We start from the raw sequence: 17,714 nt of genomic DNA, 5'->3' as shown, positions 1-17,714 counted from the left end.
GCGCTCAACGCGCGGCGCTCTTCACGAGGCCGTCGGTCCTCCCCGTCCTCTGCAGCGCGTACGCGATGCCGCTCTGGAGCGTCCCCCGCGTCACGATCTCCTTGAACTCGATCTGCAGGCCCGTGAGGGTCGTCGCGACCTCGGGGCGGATGCCGGTGAGCACGGCCTGCGCCCCGAGCATCCGGAGGGCCTTCGCCGTGGCCATCAGCGTGCTCGCGACGTCGCTGTCGACGAGCTTCACGCCGGTGATGTCGATGATCACGACCTCGGCGCCGTTCGACTCGACCCCGTGCAGGGCGGTGCTGAGCGCCTGCTGGGCCCGCGCGCTGTCCATCATCCCGATCAGCGGCATGACCATGATCCGGTCGGTGATCGGGATGATGGGGGTGGACAGCTCCGCGAGCCGGTCGTTCTGCACCCGGATGATCTCTTCCTGCAAGGACAGGCGCTCCCGCTCGCTCCGCTCTCGCCCGGCGAACTCGACCCCGAGCCGCTGCTCGGCCTCCTGGAGCGCCGCCGTGCGGTGCTCCAGGTGCTCGTAGAGCAGCGCGTTCTCCACGGCCGTCCCGGCCTGCGTCAGAAGGAGCCTGACGAGCTCCTGCCGCGCCGGCTTGAAGGTGCTCGGGGCGAGCCGGTTCTCCAGGTAGATGATCCCCTTGGTCCGGCCCTGGTGGACCATGGCCAGGCACAGGATCGACCTCGGGGCGCACGCGGCGATGTACGGGTCGCCCGCGAACCGGGACTCCTGGGTCGCGTCCGCCAGGATCACGGGCTCCTTCGTCCTCGCGACGTACTGCACGATGGAGACCGGCACGTCGGTGCTCCCCTCGAGCGGGGCGGCCAGGCCCGCCCGGAGCGAGCTCGGCTCCGCCGTGACGACGGCCTCGACGAGCAGGTGCTGTTCGCGCTCGAGGATGAGCGCGCCCTTCTGCGCGCCGGAGTTCTTGATGACGATCTCCATCAGCCGGCTCACGACGCTCTCCAGGACGACCTCGCCCGCGAGCGCCTGCGCAGCCTGGATCACCGCCTCCACGTCGAGGATGCTGGTGCTGAGCCGCGTCGTCGACGTGGTCTGCGCCCTGCCGGAGCGCGATGAGGCGACCACGCTGCGCGGCCCGATGAGCCCTCCGTCGGCGGGCACGAGGTGGGGAGCGACCCGCGCCAGACTCTCCACCTTGGCCGTCGCCCCCCACAAGAGGTACGCGTGGTAGGCGTCCGTCATGAAGGCCCGCGCGGACCGGAGCAGCCCCTCGGCCTCGTACAGCTTCGCCGCGATCTCGTTCGCGATCGCCTCGTCGCGCACGAACCGGTTCGCCCTCGCCGCTTCGATCGCCTTCTCGTAGAGCATCATCGCGTCCCGCGTCCTCCCCGAGAGGCGCGCCACCTCGGCCGCCACGAGGGTGCTCTTGTGGGCGTAGTTGGACGGGCTCAGCTCCGCCCAGTGGTTCAGCTTCGCCTCCAGCCTCGCGATCCCCTCCATGTACTGCGCCCGCTCGCCGTCCGGCGCCCCGTCGCACGACGCCGCGAGCGTCAAGCAGCCGAAGAAGACGATCTCCGTCGCCCAGGCGTGGCTCGACCACCCCACGCTCTGCCGCTCGGCGGTGGCCAGGAACGAGCGCGCGGACGCGTAGTCCCCGTGGAGGTAGCTCAGCTGAAGCTTGAAGGCGCTGTACCAGCTGACCACATAGGCGAGGTCCGACCCCTCGATCGAGCTCGTGAACTCGGCCTCGTCGAACGAGCCGTCGCTCAGGGAGTGCCCCCCTTCGGTTCGACCCGTGAGGTTCGCGACCACCTGCTTCGCGCAGACCAGGGCGTGGATCGTGGTCAGGTCGCCGATCCGCCGCACGAGCGCGAGGTTCTGCTCGATCTCGTCCGCGAGCCCGTCCAGATCGTCACCGAGGTTCAGCTTCGCCGCCGCGATGTGCATGCAGCAATACGACGCATAGACCAGGTCGCCGCTCGCCAGCCCGGCCTGGCGGGAACGCCCGAAGCAGTCGATCGTCGCCGAGAGATGCTCGAACAGGTGGAGTATCGCCGCGAAGTAGATCAGCAGCTTGCAGGTGAGGCGAACGTTGTTGAACTTCTCGTTGAGCGCGATCCCGAGCTTCGCGAACTCGTACCCTTCCTCGTATCGCTGAGGGTTGTCCCGGAACAGCGGCAGATCGTTCCCCAGCATGCTGCCGAACGAGACGTACCCCAGCGCGGACATGGCCGAGTTGCCGTGCTTCATCGACAGGTTGATCTGCTTGACCACCGCGAGCAGGCCGAGGGTGGGATCCACGGCGTTCGCCGGCGTCGCCAGCTCGCCGAGGAGGCCCAGGATCATCTGTGTCTCCGCGCCGGAGGCCTGCGGCAGGTCGATGAGACTCGCTATTTCGCGCGTCTCCAGGCTCGCCCGCATGGCGGCGAGCTCCTCGCGCAGCATCACCTCGCGCTCCTCGGCGGCCTGCGGGAGCGCGACCCCGAGCAGCCCGAGCGCCTCCAGCGCCTGGTCTATCACCCGGTTGATCTGGCCGAGCATCAGGTAGAAGGTCATGCGCAGCACGCAGACGTTCGCGCGATCCAGCGTGGTCTTCGCCTGGGCCGAGAGGACGTCGAACAGCGGCTCGGCCGCCTCGAAGCCGCCGCTCAGGCACCTGCACTCCGCGAGCTCGGCGTGGAGCCCGAACGCGAGCTCGTACTCGCTCTTCCAGCTCTCCGCGTCGAGCAGCGATGTCCCGATCTCGAGGTAATGGACGGCGGCGTCGTAGGCCGCCCCCATCTTCGCCCGCTTGCCGGCGTCGAGGTTCAGCCGCGAGAGCGCCCGCCTCTCGCGCTCGTCCGTGATCAGGGCGACGCCCCTGTTCATGTGGCCCACGATGTCGAACAGCTCGGCCTCGGACTGATCTCGCCTGCTGTCCTCCAGCATCAGCCGCCCGATCTGGAGGTGCGCCGCCTGCTTGTCCGCGTCGTCCATGAGCGCGTAAGCGGCCTGCTGCACGCGATCGTGCAAGAACCTGTAAGAGACGTTGAGCTCCTCGTCGGAGCCGTCCTCTGCGACGGCGAGCTCACCGTCCATGGCGATATCGAAGAACCTGGACTCCGCGTCCACGGGGAGGATGAAGCCCTCGCGGAGCACGCCCCAGAGCTCGCGGGCCGCCTCCAGGCGCGACCGCCTCGTCACGATCGCCAGCGTCGTCAGATCGAACTGGTGGCCGACGCACGCCGCGAGGGAGAGGATACGCTGGGCGCGCTCGGGCAGCCGGCGCATCTTGCCCACCATGAGCTCGATCACGTTCTCCGAGGCCTTCGCCTCGCGGATGCGATCGAGGTCCCATGTCCACGAGAAGCCGACGGGGTCGAACGAGAGGAGCCTCTCGGCGTGCAGGCTCTTCATGAGCTGGCTCATGAAGAACGGGTTGCCCCGGGTCTTGTCGAAGATGAGCCTCGCGAAGGGCTCCGCGCGGTGAGGATCGCAGCTCAGCGTGTCGGCGACGAGCTGGTTCACGTCGGCGAAGGCGAGCGGCTTGAGCACAAGCTCGCTCACCGCCGCCGCCTTCTTGCGGAGCTCCCCGAGGACGACGGAGAACAGGTGGCTCGCGTCGACCTCGTTGTCGCGGTACGCGCCGATCATGAGCATGTAGGGGATCCGCGCCTCGGCCGCGATGGTCTGGAGGAACTTGAGCGACGCCGCGTCCGCCCACTGCAGGTCATCGAAGAAGAGGACCAGGGGGCGCTCCTTGGAGGGGAAGGCGCGGCAGAAGTTCTGGAGCGTCAGCTGGAACCGCGCCTGCGACTCGGTGGGGCCGAGCGCCGGGACGGCCGGCTGAGGGCCGATGAGGAGCTCGAGCTCCGGTATCAGGTCGATGAGGAGCTGCGCGTTCGAGCCGACCGCCGCCGAGAGCCTGCGCTTCCACTGCGAAAGCGCCTCGGCAGACTCCGCCATGATGTTGCGGATGAGCTCCTGGTAGACGTGCGCGACGGCCGCGTACGGCGTGGTCCGGTTGAGCTGGTCGAACTTGCCGGTCGCGAAATACCCTCTCTCACGAACGACGCTCTTCTGGAGCTCGTTCACGAGGACCGACTTGCCGATCCCGGAGTAGCCGGAGACAAGGACGGATTCGCTCCCGCCCTGCCTCGTGCGGACCCACGCGTCGGAGAGGAGCGCGACCTCGGTCTCCCGGCCGTAGAGCTTCTGAGGCGCCCGCAGCTCATCGACGTAGTCGTAGCGGCCGGCGGGGAACGGCTCGATCTTCCCCTTCGACGAGAGCTGCGACGAGCACTCTTCCAGGTCGACCTTGAGCCCGTGCGCGCTCTGGTACCTGTCGTCGGGGCTCTTGGCGAGGAGCTTCATCACGATGTCGGAGACGGCGCTCGGCACCGCGGGCGACACGGTCTGCGGCGCCGGCGGGGTCCGCGCGATGTGGCTGTGCACGAGGTCCATGAGGTCCGTCGTCCGGAAGGGGAGGACGCCCGTCACCATCTCGTACAGGGTGACGCCCAGGGAGTAGAGGTCCGTGCGGCGATCGATGACGACGTTCAGCCGCCCGCTCTGCTCCGGCGACATGTAGGCCAGGGTCCCCTCGAAGGACGCGAAGCGGTTCGCTTTGTGGGCTTCCTGCGACAGGCGCGTCGCGCTGCCGAAATCCGTCAGCTTCGCCTCCAGCGTCTCCGCGTTGACGAGGATGTTGTGCGGCTTGACATCCATGTGAGTGACGCCTCGTCGATGGATGGACTCCAGGGCGTCCGCGATCGAGATCGCGATACGGAGCGCGTCCTCCAGCTTCACCTTGCCCGCGCCGATGAGCTCGTTGAGCGGGCGCTCGCCCGCATCCTCCATGATGAGCGCCAGGCTGCTCCCCACCTTCTCGATCCCATAGACCCTCACGACGCCCGGCAGCGCGAGGTCTCGGGCGATGGCGTATTCGTACTTGAGCTTCGCGATCTCGACAGGCAGCGGGCGCTCGCTCTTGAGCCGCTTGATCGCCACCGGGGAGCGGTCGCTCTCTCGAACTCCCCGGTAGACCGTCGTCGCCGAGGATTCGTGGATGACGCCCGTCAATGTGTAAGCTGCCCCACTTGCCATAAATACATTCTCGCGGGTTCGGGCCATGGCAGCAAGGGGATCCCTTACAGGCGCGACCTGACGGAGCCGCCCAGGTGATCCACTGGGGTCGCACGTGGCAGCCCGCGGCAGACGAGCGTCGGCGTCGCGCGCGCCGCCCGTTCCGCGCCTCAGGCGCGCCGGCCCAGCAGGAACGCCGCCAGCGCCTCCGCCTTGGGGACCAGCGTGCCCACCTCGACGAGCTCGTCCTTCGTGTGGAAGCCGCTTCCCCGCGGCCCCAGCCCGTCGATGGACGGGATCCCGATCTCGGCCGTCGAGCTGGCGTCGGAGCCGCCGCCGAGGAGGGGCGCCTCGGCGTCGCCGAGCCCCGCCGCCCGCGCGCAGGCCGCGTACTCACGGCAGAGCGCCGCGCTCGCGTCGGTCCGCGCGAGCGGCGACCGCGCGATCTCGCCCTCGACCTGCACGGCGGTGCCGGGCACCTCGGCGGCCGCCTCGCGCGCCGCCGCGGCGAGCGCCGCCAGCATGGCCTCGCCGTCCGCGCGGCTCACGAAGCGGAGGTCGACCTGCGCCTCCGCCGCGTCGGGCACCGTGTTCCTGCCCTGCCCTCCGCTCACCTTGCCGACGTTGACGGTCACCCCCCGCCCGTAGTCGGTGAGCTGCTGCGCCCGGTCGACGAAGCGCGCGAGCGCCCAGATGGCGTTCGCGCCCTGCCGGTGCGCGTTGCCGGCGTGCGCCGCCTTGCCCGTGGCCCTCACCGTCGCGCCCCCCGTGCCCTTGCGCGCGGTGATGATCCGGTCCCCCTCGCGCCCCGCCTCGAACACGAGCGCGCACGCGGCGCCCGCGAGCTCGCGCTGCAGCAGCGGGCGCCCCTCGGGCGACCCGACCTCCTCGTCCGCCACGATCGCGAACCGCACCGGGATCGCCGACAGCGCGCCGATCCGCTCGAGCGCCCTGAGCGCCTCGATCACCACCACGAGCCCGCCCTTCATGTCGAGCACGCCGGGCCCGCGCGCGAGCTCCCCGTCCAGGCGGAAGCCCTCGAAGACCCCCGGGGGGAACACCGTGTCGAGGTGCCCGACGAGGGCGACGTGCCCCGCCGGCGACGCCTTGGCCGCCTCGCTCTCCGCCACCCAGTGCGCCGCGTAGCGCGCGCTCGCGAACCGCCGCACGCACAGGCCGGGGATCGTCGAGAGCTCGTTGGCCAGGACCTCGCCCACGGCGTCGCCGCCGCGCGGGTTGTCCGTGAACGAGTTGAGGTTCACCAGCCGCTCGAGGAGCGCGAGCATCGGCTCCGCGCGGCTGGACAGCGCCTGTCGGAGGGCCTGGATCACGGCGCCAGCATGCCACGGAAGCCACCGGAGGCCGAGCGCCGCCCCGCGCGAGATCGCCGGCGCCCGCTCGCGCTGCCACGCCGCCGCCACCACGCCGCCACGACCCCGCGCGTGCCGGCGACCTCTGCCCTGGCCGCAGCAGAAGTGGTACGTGTGCCCCTCATGAAATGTCCCAGAGCAGCGCGGAGGCACCCGTGACCACGGCGACGGGCCCGCTCGTCATCAAGCTCGGCGGCGAGGTCGTGGGCGGCCCTGCCCTCGCCATCCTCTCCAGCGACCTCGCGGCGCTCACCCGCGCGGGCGCGCGCGCGATCGTCGTCCACGGCGGCGGCGCGCAGGCCACCCGGCTGCAGGAGCGCCTCGGCATCCCCGTCCGGCAGGTCGCCGGTCAGCGCGTCACCGACGCCGACACGCTCGACGTCATGAAGATGGTCGTCGCCGGCAAGCTCAACGTCGACCTCTGCGCCGCGCTCGTCGCCGCGGGCGCGAGGCCGGTGGGGCTCCACGGCGCGAGCGGGCCCGCCCTCTCGGCGGTCAAGCGGCCGCCGCAGGTCTACGCGGGCGCCGGGCCCGAGCCGGTGGACCTCGGCCTCGTCGGCGACATCACGGGCGTCGATCGCGGGCTGCTCGAGCTGCTCGGGAGCGGCGGCTACTTGCCCGTCCTCGCCTGCCTCGGGGCCGGCGCGGACGGGCAGGCGTACAACATCAACGCCGACACGGTCGCCAACCGGGTCGCCATCGAGCTCGGCGCTGCGGGGCTCTTCCTCGTCAGCGACGTGCCGGGCGTGCTGCGCGACGTCGCCGATCCCGCCTCGCGCATCCCGAGCCTCACGGTCGCCGAAGGGCGCGCCCTCATCGCGAGCGGCGCCGTCACGCGCGGGATGATCCCGAAGCTCGAGGAGTCGTTCGCCGCGCTCGCCGAAGGGGTCCGCCGCATCCACATCCTGGGGCGGCTCAAGCCCGGCGATCTCGCGCGCGAGGCGAGCGAGCCCGGCTCGATCGGCACCGTGCTCGTCCCCTGAGCTTTCGGGGCCGCCTCGCCCGAGCCGGCCGCGCGCCGTATGCTCCCCGCCTCACCGCCGTATGCTCCCCGCCTCATCGATGACGGATTCCGCCCGAGCAACGCTCGCGTTCGTCGAGGCGCACCGCGAGCAGCTCGCCATCGGCGTGGGCGTGTGCGTCGCCAGCTTCATCGCGGGCATGGCGCTCGTCGCTGTCGTGCTCGTCCGGCTGCCCGAGGACTACCTGGAGAGGCAGGAGGAGGCGCCGTTCCTGGAAGGGCGCCCGGCCTGGGTGCGCATGGCGGCGCGCGCCGGAAAGAACCTGCTCGGCGTGATGGCCATCGCGCTCGGGATCCTGCTGTCGCTGCCCGGCGTCCCCGGTCCGGGCGCGCTGGTGATCCTGATCGGCGTGATGCTCCTCGACGTCCCCGGCAAGCGGCGCCTGGAGCGGCGGCTCCTCGGGGCGCCGCGGGTGCGCGCCGTCGCCGACCGCGTGCGCGCCCGCTTCGGCCGCCCTCCGCTGCGCGTTCAGGCTGGCGCCCGCGGCTCTTCCCCCGGCGCGCCCTGAGCGCCGCGGGCGCCCTGCGCGGGTGCCGCCGGCCCTCCCTTCGGGGCCGCGGCGCGCCGCCGGAGATGCCACCCGAAGAGCGCCGCCGCGAGCGCGAGCGAGAGCCCCGCCGAGATCCACTCGCGCGGCGCGAGCAGGATGCAGCCGGCCACGAAGGCGCAGCTCGCGAGCGCGAGGCGCTCTTCAGCGTCGGGCGCGTCGGGCGCGTCGGGCGCGTTGGACATGGGGCGCACGTCGCCCTCCTCGTTACCGTCCCGCGCCGCGCGCATCAAGCGCGCCGTGCGGTCGCGATCCTGCCCACAGGGCGTGACCCGGCGCGCTCGCACGTCGCGCCCCTGGTCGCCTCGTGCGGCGCCCGCGCGGTTGCGGTAGGTAGGGGATGGAAACGGCGAGCGCTCCGCTCGCGCAGCATCGATCTCGACGCCTTATGAATGCAAAAGACGATCGCGACGAGGGTGGGCCCGAGGGCGCGCTCCGGAACGAGGACCCCGGCGAGAGCCGCGAAGCAGGCCCGGAGGCCGCCGCCGCGAGCGGCTCCGGCGAGGGCGCGCGCGCGGGCGACGGCGCAGCGCGCGCGGCGCAGCGCGACGGGGCCGCCGAGGACGAGGGCGCCGCGGAGGGCGAGCACGACGAGGAAGACGGCGCGGAGCCGGAGCCGCCTCCGCGGCCGCGCGGGCCCTCGATGTGGGACATCCTCCGGGACGCCTTCTTCACCTTCGACCGGCGGACGCTCGGCTTCACGCGCATCCTGCTCGGCTTCTTCCTGATCGGCGACCTGTTCCGCCGCAGCTGGGCGTGGTCCGACATGTTCGCGGACATCGGCGTCCTGCCGAACCACGTGAACCTCTGGCGCCCGCAGGGCGGCGGGAACTTCTCGCTCGTCAACGCCTTCTCCACGCCGGGCGAGCTCTGGGTCCTCTGGGCCGTCATCTTCGCCACCTACGTCTGCCTGCTCATCGGCTGGAAGACGAAGCTCATGCAGGTGCTCTCGCTCGTGTTCGTCACGAGCATGAACGGGCGCGTCCTGCTCATCGAGAACGGCGGCTACGTCGTCCACAACCTGCTCTTGCTCTGGACGTGCTTCCTGCCGCTGGGCGATCGCTTCTCCGTCGACGCGCTCCTCGCGTCGCTGAAGCGGAGCCGCGAGCGGACCGCGGACGATCTGAACGACCGCACAACGCTCGACGACCCCCGGAAGCCGGACGCCTATGTGACCGTCCTCGGGCCCGTCCTGCTGATCCAGCTCTCGGCGATCTACTTCTTCAACGTGGTGCACAAGACCGGCCCCGCCTGGAAGAACGGGACCGCGGTCCACTTCGTTCTCTACGTCGACCGGATGGTGACGCCGATCGTGGCGGACATCCGCGACTACGCGCCGAACTTCCTCATCCTGTTCATGACGAGGATGGTGATCTCGTTCGAGGCGGCCATCCCGGTGTGCCTGCTGTCGCCCATCGGCCGGGTGTGGGCGCGGCGGCTCACGCTCGTGATGATGAACCTGCTCCACGTCGGGTTCGGCACGACGTTCGTGCTGGGCCCGTTCGCGTGGGCGCTCTGCGTGTTCTCCACGCTCCTCATCGGCCGCGAGGACTGGGAGATCGCCGCGCGCACGATGCGGCGCGTGCACCGGGCCCGCGTGGTGCTGTTCGACCCGCGCTCGCCGGGCGCCGTGCTCGCCTGCCGCGTGCTGAAGCGGATGGACCGGTTCGGGCTGCTCACCTTCGAGGCGTCGAGCTCCGCGCCCTACGGGCTCGCGGTGCGGCGTCCTGGCGGCGAGGCGGCCGAGGGGGCGGCGGCGCTCGCCGACATCGTCGCGGCGATCCCGCTCGGCCCCACCGTGGCGTGGGTGCTCCGCCTGCCGCTCGTGCGCGACGCGGCGACCGCGGCGATGGCGGCGGCGCACCGCCGCAGCCTGGGCCGGGCGCTCGGCGCGCGGATCCCGGAGCGCTCCGAGATCGCGCCCCCGCCGGCGCCGCTCCGGCTGGCGGGCCGGAAGGTGCTCGCGACGTTCCGCGAGCTCGCCGTGCTCGTGATGTTCGTCGGCGCTGTCAACCAGGCGGCGGTCGAGCTCTGGGTCATCAAGAACCGCTGGAAGGTGCCTCACCCCGAGCCGACGCGTCTCCTCTCGCAGAAGCTCCGGTTCCTCCAGGGCTGGTTCATGTTCTCACCGAACCCCGTGATGGACGACGGGACGATCGTCGTCGACGCCATCACGGTCGACGGCCGCCACATCAACCCCTTCACCGGCGAGCCGCCGAACTTCGACCTCCTGCACGCGAAGAGCTTCGCGTACACCCAGATCTGGTGCGACTACTTCGCCCGCATCAAGCTGCCGGCGAACACCGCGTACCGGGACGCGATGAAGGAGTACATCTACCGCTACCCCGAGCGCACGGGCCGGCCCGAGGACGCGATCGTCTCCGGGGAGGTGTACTGGGTGAAGGACTGGAACCCGAAGTGGGGCAGCACGGAGAGCTACGGGGAGGAGCGCGAGAAGCTCTTCGTCTTCCAGAACCCGAAGGCCCAGGCGCGCGCGCAGGCGGAGCCTCCGCCGGCGCCCGGCGCGCCCGCGGCGCCGCCGAGCCCTGCCAACTAGGGCGCGGGGAACGCGGGGAACCAGGGGAAGCACGGCAAGCAGGGGGACCTGGTGGGGTGCCCAGGGTCCCCCCCAACGACAGACCGGCGGCGGAGAGAAAACCGCGATCCATGCTTGACAGCGGCGCCCCGGCGAGTAGAGTCCGCGCTCTCGAAAGCGAGGGCCTGTAGCTCAGTTGGGAGAGCGCTAGAATCGCACTCTAGAGGTCGCAGGTTCGATCCCTGTCAGGTCCACCCTCGAAGCAGCTCAATTCTCTTTCTTAGCCGTTCTTCTTCCTCCTCCACGCCATTGTCACGCTCTCGAAAGCGTGTGACCGCATAAAAAGCGGTCCGCGGAGAGCGCGTGAGATCGAGCAGGCGCGTGGCCAGCGCCTGGATCGGGCGCGAGGTGACCGCGATGAGGTGCTGCCGTCCGCACGGGGGCAGCGCGCTGAGCGCCGCCGCGGCGTTCCTCGATGTCGCCCTGTGCCTCGCTGCGCTGAGCGCCCGCGCGGCCGCGGATGGCGCTCAGCCGGCCGCGTGCGTCAGGCCCATCGGTGGTGGATGAGGTGGAGCGTCCACCGGGGCGGCGCGCGGCGCGATCCGAGGAGCGCATCGGTCCGCGGAGGCCGCGCAGCCGATGTGCTCACGCCGCCGGCGCCTCCGCGCTGTCCGCGGCGCGAGGCTCGCCGAGACGGCGCGGAGGCTTGGATCGATCACTCGTCGATCGGCTCGAAATCGGCCTTGGTCGCGCCGCACTCCGGGCACATCCAGGAGTCGGGCAGGTCCTCGAACGAGGTCCCGGGCGCGATGCCGGTGTCGGGGTCACCGACCCCCGGGTCATAGACGAATCCGCACACCAGACACCGATATTTCTTCATCCGTGGTCCTCCTCAGGAGCTCGACGAGCGGCGCAAGAAGCTACCACGAGGGCGGACACGACCGCAGATGAACCTTCTGGTCCGCAGCTCTCGCCGCGGCGCCCAGGTCCTGCGCCTCGGCGCGCCGCCGCGGCGACCGTGGCCGCCAGGACGCGCGCCTCAGGGCGGCGCCGGAGCGTCGCGCACCGCGAGCTGCTTCTTCCGCAGCACGCGCGCGATCGGCCAGTAGGCGAGCCGGAGCAGCCACCGCGGGCAGATGACGCCGAGGTGGATGACGAGCCACGCCACCACCCCGGGCACCACGAGCGCGCGGCCGCGGTCCACCGCGCGGACCAGCGCGCGCGCGCAGCGCTCCGGGGAGATCGACAGGAGCGCGGGAGGCTCGAGGCCCGTGAAGTTGCCGGCCACCTCGTTGAACTCGGTCCGCACGGGCCCCGGACAGACCTGCGTCACCCGCACGCCGGTGCCGGCGAGGTCGAGGCGGAGCGCTTCGGTAAAGCTCGTAACGAAGTGCTTCGTGCCGACGTACGCGGCCATCCCGGGCCCGAACGTCAGCCCGAAGCCGGAGCTCACGTTCGCGATCGCGCCGCGCCCGCGCGACACCATCGGGCCGACGAGCCGGTGCGTGAGGTACGCGAGGCTCGTCACGTTCAGCGCGATCATCTGCTCGGTGCGCGACCACGCGGAGAGATCGAACACGCCGATGTCGCCGAAGCCGGCGTTGTTGACGAGGACGTCGACCCCCCCGACCTCGGCCGTGGCGGCGAGCAGCATCGCGTCGACCGCCGCCCGATCGGTGACATCGCAGCCGAAGGCGAGCACGGCGAGCGCCGGGCGGGCCGCGGCGAGCTCGGCGCGCAGCGCCTCCAGGCGATCCTTGCGGCGCGCGACCAGCACGAGCGCCCGGGCGCGCTGGGCGACCTCGTGCGCCAGCGCGCGGCCGATGCCCGACGACGCGCCGGTGATGAGCACGACCCCGCTGTCGATCGGCGATTGCACGGCCGAAAGGGTTGCCCGGCGCCCCCCGGGCGCGCAAGGGCCCCCTCGCCGGTCGGCCTCGCATCGTCCACGCTCCCGCGCTTCCGTCCTCCGGCGTTTCCGCGCTTCCACGCTTCCACCCTCCGGCGCTTCCGCGCTCCCACGCTTCCGCGCTGCCACGCTTCCGCCCTCCGGCGTTTCCGCGCCTCCGCGCTTCCGCTCCACCGCAGCTCGCCCGCTACACCCCGGAGGCCGCGCGAGCGCGCCGCGCAACACCTCGGAGAAATCGGGCGAAACGGAGAAGCGCACCTCGGAGGAGATAGGCGCGCAGGAGGCACCTCGACATCCATTGCGCTACCTTCGAGACCGCGAGTCGCAACCGGCCGGTAACACGCAACACCCCGGGGGCGCCCCCGCGACCGCCGCCAGCACCGCGCCTTGGCCGGCGAGCGAGCCGGCGGCGCGGCCGCGCCGCGCGTTGACGTCCACGGCGGCTCTCTCATACCGTGGACGGCGTCCTCACGAGCCAGGAGACCTCATGCGTTGGCCCTCATCTCTCATCAGTGTGCTCTTCATCGCCGCCGGGCTGGGCGCCTGCGAACGATCCGCGGACTACGAGCACAAGGCCGCCCCGGCCTCGAACACGGCGAAGCCCGCCGCGACCGCCGCGGCGACAAGCGACGTGAAGCCGCTCGTCTTCGATCCGAAGGACGTCAAGTCCTTCCAGGTCCTGCCCGCAAAATTCGAGACGGACAAGAACACGATCACCGATGACAAGGTGACCCTGGGAAGGATGCTGTGGTACGAGACGCGCCTCTCGAAGAACCACGATATCTCCTGCAACTCGTGTCATGGCCTCTCGACCTACGGCGTCGACAACAAGCAGTTCTCCTCCGGGCACAAGGGCCAGCTCGGCGGCCGCAACTCGCCCTCTGCGTACAACGCGGGCCCCCACATCGCCCAGTTCTGGGACGGCCGGGCGGCCACGCTCGAGGACCAGGCCAAAGGGCCTATCCTGAACCCCGTCGAGATGGCCATGCCGGACGAGAAGCGGGTCATCACGACGCTCAAGTCGATCCCCGAGTACGTGAAGCTCTTCAAGGCGGCCTTCCCCGACGACAAGGAGCCGATCACCTACGACAACATGGCCAAGGCGATCGGCGCGTTCGAGCGCGGCCTGGTCACGCCGTCGCGCTTCGACAAGTTCCTGGGCGGCGACGACAAGGCCCTTACCGCCGAGGAGAAGGCCGGGTTCCACAAGTTCATCTCGCTCGGGTGCCCGACCTGCCACACGGGCGTCGCCGTCGGCGGCTCGACGTTCCAGAAGCTCGGCCTCGTGAAGGAGTTCCCCGGCCTCAAGGACAACGGGCGCTTCGACCACACGAAGGACGAGAAGGACAAGTTCTTCTTCCGCGTCCCGAGCCTCAGGAACGTCGAGAAGACCTTCCCGTACTTCCACGACGGCTCGATCGCGACGCTCGACGAGACGGTGACCAAGATGGCGTGGCACCAGCTCGGCGTGGAGGCCAAGCCCGAAGAGGTGAAGGCGATCGTCGCGTTCCTCAAGTCGCTCACCGGCGATCTCCCGACCGACTACATCAAGCAGCCCGAGCTGCCCCCGAGCGGGCCGACCACGCCCAAGGCCGACCCGACGTGAGCTGATCGCGCTGATCACGCTGATCGCCTGATTGCGCCGGGAGGGCGGATCGGCTCTGCTCCGCCCTCTCGGATGAGCACGAGCTCCAGCGACGACGGACGATCCGCGCCCGCTCCAGAGGACGGAGCGGGCGCGTCCGCGGAAGGGGCTCGCGACGCGAGCGAGGGGCGCACCGCGAGGGCGCTCGTCTTCGTGCGCGAGCGCTTCGACGGCGCGTGCCTGGCCTTCCCCGTCGCGGCGCCGGACGTCGCGAGCTTCGGCCGCGACGAGGACGTCCTCGTCGAGCAGCAGCTCTTCCTGCGCGAGCACGCCGCGCGCGCCCGGCCCGACGCGGTCTCCCGGCTCTCGTTCCCGCGAGGGACAGGGCTCCTCTCGGTGAGCGTCCCCGTCCCGCGCGACGACTTGCCGCGCAAGCTGCGGAACGAGGTGCCGGTGAGCTTTCCCTGCGTCGTCGTGCCGGCCGGCGAGCTGGACGCGCGCGGGCAGGCGGAGGCGCCGGCGGCGGAGCGCGGCGACGCGTGGGTGCTCGTGCCGAGCCTCGGGCACGCGTTCTACGTGGAGGCCGGCGAGCCGATCGAGGCGGCGATCCGGCACGAGGTGCGCCGGCTGCTCGCGTCGCAGGTCCTGTCGACGTGGGAGCACCTGGGGCTCCTGCCCGGGAGCGCGCACCGCCTGGAGGTGCTCCACGCGCCGCTGCCCGAGCCCGAGCGCGCGGGCGGGCACGGGCCGCGCGGCGCATCGATCGTGGAGCGCGCGCGGCGGAAGAAGGCCGTGGAGACGCTCGTCGCGGTGGCGACGCCGCTCCACGTGGCGGCGCAGCGGAGCCCGCTCGCGACGCCGCCGCTCGCCTGCCGCGACGCGGAGCTCGCGCGCCTCGCGGCGCTACTCGACGGCGAGGAGCGCCTCGGCGTGCTGCTCGTGGGCCCGGAGCACGCCGGGAAGACCGCGCTCGCGCTGGCGTATGTCGCCCGCCAGACGCGGCTCGTCTACGCGACGTCGGGCGCACAGCTCATCGCGGGCATGAGCGGGCTCGGGCAGTGGCAGGAGCGCATCCACGGCGTGATGGAAGCCGCCGCCGCGCTCGACGCGGTGCTCTACTTCGAGAACCTCGACGATCTCCTGGCCGAGCGCGTCGACGGGGGGCACGTGGACCTGGCCGGCGCGATGCGGCCCTACCTCGACGAGGGGCGGGTGCGCGTCCTGTGCGAGCTCCGGGACGACCGGCTCGACGCGCTCGAGGGGCGGCACTGGGCGTTCTTCGCGGGGCTGAGCCGAATCCGGATCGATCCGCTCTCGGCCGCCGATACCCGGAAGGCGCTCGCCGAGCGCGACGGCCGCGTCGAGCCGCACCGCCCCGCGGTCGCGGGCGACGCGCTGACGGCGCTCGTCGATCTCGCGGAGCGCTACCTGCCCTACAGCGCCTTCCCGGGCAAGGCGGTCCGCCTCTACGAGGACCTGCGCGCCGTGCACGAGCGGGAGCGGACCGCGCAGGGGGAGCCGGTCACGCTCGGGCGGAGCGATCTCTACGAGCTGTTCTCGATGCGCACGGGGATGCCGGCGTTCCTGCTGCGCGACGATCTCCCGCTCCGCGTCGACCGCGTGGCGCGCGACCTCGGCGCGAGCGTGGTCGGGCAGGAGCGCGCGGTGCGCGCGCTCGCCGAGACGATCGCCGTGGTGAAGGCGGGGCTCTCGCCGCCGGACAAGCCGCTCGCGGCGTTCCTCTTCGTGGGGCCGACGGGCGTCGGCAAGACCGAGCTCGCCCGCGCGCTCGCCGGGCTGCTCTTCGGCTCGCCCGATCGGCTCGCGCGGTTCGACATGAGCGAGTTCTCGAGCGAGGGCGCGGCCGATCGCCTGATCCGCGGGACCGACGGCGCGGGCGGGCTGCTCACGCAGCGCGTGCGCGAGCAGCCGTTCTGCGTGCTCCTGCTCGACGAGATCGAGAAGGCCCACCGGGCCGTGTTCGATCTCCTGCTGCAGGTGCTCGGCGAGGGGCGCCTGTCCGACGCGCGCGGCAGGACGGCGTACTTCCACAACGCGATCGTGATCATGACGTCGAACCTCGGCGCGGCGGAGCGGCGCGCGCGGGCGGGGTTCGCCGGCGAGCGAGGCGCCGAGGCGCCGGAGGAGCAGGCCGCGCTGGACGAGGCGCACTACCAGCGCGTCGTCGCGGGCGCGTTCCGGCAGGAGTTCGTGAACCGCATCGATCGCGTGGTGCCGTTCCGGGCGCTGACCCGGGCGGAGCTCGCCGAGGTCGCGCGCCTCACGGCGCGGCGCCTCGCCCAGCGCCGCGGGCTGTCCGAGGCGGGCGTCGCGCTCGAGGTGTCGGAGCGGGCGCTCGCGCGGCTCGCCGAGGACGGCCACGCGCCGGCGTACGGGGCGCGGGCGCTGCGGCGCCACGTCGAGGAGCACCTCGCTGCGCCGCTCGCGCGGCTGCTCGCGAGGCTCGGGGGCGACGCGCGGGATCTCACGGTGTGGGTGACCGAGGCGGGCGAGCCTGAAGCGGCGGCGCCCGCCGACGGCGCCGTGGTCGCCCGCGCCGAGACGCCAGCGCTCCGCCTCGTGGCGCGGCGGCGGCGCGCGGCGAAGGCCGCGCAGCAGGCGTTCGGCGTCGAGCAGGTCGGCGAGCTCCGGCGCGAGGTGGACCGGTGGATGAGCCTCGGGCCGCTCGAGCAGCTCAAGGAGCAGCTCGACTTCCTGCTGACGCAGCTGAGCCTCGCGAGCGGGCCGTCGCGCGATCGGAGGAAGGAGATCGACGCCGCGGCGCTGCAGGCCGAGCACCACCGGCTGAGCGAGCTCTGGGGGCAGCTCGAGCGCGCGCAGGAGGAGATGCACGGCGTCGAGGAGCTCGCCCTGATGGCGCTGCTCGAGGGCGAGGAGGTGCGCGGGCTCGCGGGCGAGGCGCGCGCGGCGTGGGAGGGCGTGCGCAAGGTGCTGCCCCGCGCGCTCGTCGCGACCGAGTCGCGGCGCGACGCGATCACGCTGATCCTGGAGGAGCTCGACGCGGGGGCGTTCGAGCGGTGGCTCGCGCCGCTCCTCAGGGAGCTCCCGCGGCGCGGGTGGGGCGCGACGCTGCACATCGATGGCGACCGGGCCGGGCCCGGCGACGGCGCGTGGCCCGCGAGCCGGCGGTGGGGCCCGCCGCGCGCTCCGGGCGACGTGCTGGACGCGCTCGACGAGCCGAAGCGCGGGTTCCGGAGCGTGCTCCTCCGCTGCACCGGCGCGTACGCCGGGGCGTTCCTCTCGCTGGAGCGGGGGCTCCACCGGCTGGTCGCGCGCAAGCGGGACGCGGGCGAGGCGGGCGAGGCGGGCGAGGCGTGCGAGGCGTCAAAAGACGGCCGGCTGCACGTGTTCGTGCACTTCGTCGCGCACGCGGCCGACATCGCCGAGGACCAGTGGGAGCACAGGTCGCTCGCCCCGCCGCCCGCGGGCTCGGCCGCGGCGCGGCGGCGCGGGGCGGCCGCGCGCGAGCTCGACGAGGTCGAGGGCGCGGCGCTGATCGCGGGGCGCAGGGCGCGGATCGCGATGGATCCGGCGTGGTACTGGGAGCGGCTCGACGAGGTCGCGCTGACGCACCTGCTGCTGTTCGAGGACGAGGGGAGCGGGCTGGATCGGAGCGAGTATTTCAGCGCAGGCGGGGACGGCTCGGCGCTCGATGATTTGCCCGACGCCTGACCTGGCAG

General features: G+C 72.1%; 11 protein-coding genes and 1 tRNA gene. 7 read left to right on the top strand and 5 right to left on the bottom strand.

The genetic code is table 11. The features are described from left to right. Positions 1–4 precede the first annotated feature (4 nt). Positions 5–5,065 (bottom strand): protein kinase domain-containing protein, encoded by a 5,061-nt coding sequence (locus WMF34_RS01880; RefSeq protein WP_437992230.1) that lies wholly within the window; start codon positions 5,063–5,065, stop codon positions 5–7. Positions 5,066–5,214: 149 nt separating this feature from the next. Next, complete coding sequence (locus WMF34_RS01875) at positions 5,215–6,375, bottom strand: M20 family metallopeptidase (protein ID WP_173427408.1); 1,161 nt, start codon at positions 6,373–6,375, stop codon at positions 5,215–5,217. A 167-nt stretch (positions 6,376–6,542) separates the two neighbouring features. Between WMF34_RS01875 and argB the strand changes: the two genes are divergently transcribed. Further along, complete coding sequence (gene argB / locus WMF34_RS01870; protein WP_012232977.1) at positions 6,543–7,397, top strand: acetylglutamate kinase; 855 nt, start codon at positions 6,543–6,545, stop codon at positions 7,395–7,397. Between the two features lie 79 nt (positions 7,398–7,476). Further along, complete coding sequence (locus WMF34_RS01865) at positions 7,477–7,944, top strand: hypothetical protein (RefSeq protein WP_231864651.1); 468 nt, start codon at positions 7,477–7,479, stop codon at positions 7,942–7,944. On the opposite strand, the gene WMF34_RS01860 is transcribed toward WMF34_RS01865, so the two are convergent. Further along, a complete protein-coding gene (locus WMF34_RS01860) occupies positions 7,905–8,177 on the bottom strand; it encodes a hypothetical protein (protein ID WP_157906382.1) in 273 nt (90 codons plus the stop codon). The two genes, WMF34_RS01865 and WMF34_RS01860, sit on opposite strands and share 40 nt — an antisense overlap. 194 nt (positions 8,178–8,371) lie before the next feature. Here WMF34_RS01860 and WMF34_RS01855 point away from each other — a divergent pair, with 194 nt between their 5' ends. From WMF34_RS01855 to WMF34_RS01845, 3 genes are all read left to right on the top strand, one after another. Continuing rightward, the gene (locus WMF34_RS01855; RefSeq protein WP_157906381.1) at positions 8,372–10,540 is read left to right on the top strand and encodes an HTTM domain-containing protein; all 2,169 of its coding nucleotides are present in this window, start codon (positions 8,372–8,374) and stop codon (positions 10,538–10,540) included. A gap of 160 nt (positions 10,541–10,700) precedes the next feature. Then, positions 10,701–10,773 (top strand) — tRNA-Ala (locus WMF34_RS01850). A 109-nt stretch (positions 10,774–10,882) separates the two neighbouring features. After that, the gene (locus WMF34_RS01845) at positions 10,883–11,086 is read left to right on the top strand and encodes a hypothetical protein (RefSeq protein ID WP_157906380.1); all 204 of its coding nucleotides are present in this window, start codon (positions 10,883–10,885) and stop codon (positions 11,084–11,086) included. A gap of 148 nt (positions 11,087–11,234) precedes the next feature. Here the strand turns inward: WMF34_RS01845 and rd are convergent, their stop codons facing one another. Continuing rightward, positions 11,235–11,399 (bottom strand): rubredoxin, encoded by a 165-nt coding sequence (gene rd / locus WMF34_RS01840; protein WP_012232973.1) that lies wholly within the window; start codon positions 11,397–11,399, stop codon positions 11,235–11,237. A 159-nt stretch (positions 11,400–11,558) separates the two neighbouring features. After that, positions 11,559–12,398: an SDR family NAD(P)-dependent oxidoreductase gene (locus WMF34_RS01835; RefSeq protein ID WP_012232972.1), complete on the bottom strand. Its 840-nt coding sequence runs from the start codon at positions 12,396–12,398 to the stop codon at positions 11,559–11,561. A 517-nt stretch (positions 12,399–12,915) separates the two neighbouring features. Here WMF34_RS01835 and WMF34_RS01830 point away from each other — a divergent pair. Then, positions 12,916–14,034, top strand: a complete 1,119-nt coding sequence (locus tag WMF34_RS01830) for a cytochrome-c peroxidase (protein ID WP_044963716.1) — start codon at positions 12,916–12,918, stop codon at positions 14,032–14,034. A gap of 72 nt (positions 14,035–14,106) precedes the next feature. Next, entirely contained in the window at positions 14,107–17,706 is a 3,600-nt protein-coding gene (locus WMF34_RS01825; protein WP_012232970.1) for an AAA family ATPase, read from the top strand. Positions 17,707–17,714 lie beyond the last annotated feature (8 nt).

It is taken from the genome of Sorangium sp. So ce145, assembly GCF_051525985.1.
GTDB classification, from domain to species: Bacteria; Myxococcota_A; Polyangia; order Polyangiales; family Polyangiaceae; genus Sorangium; species Sorangium cellulosum_B.
Note: the sequence above shows the minus strand (reverse complement) of the source record. Positions and strands in the feature narration are given on the sequence as shown.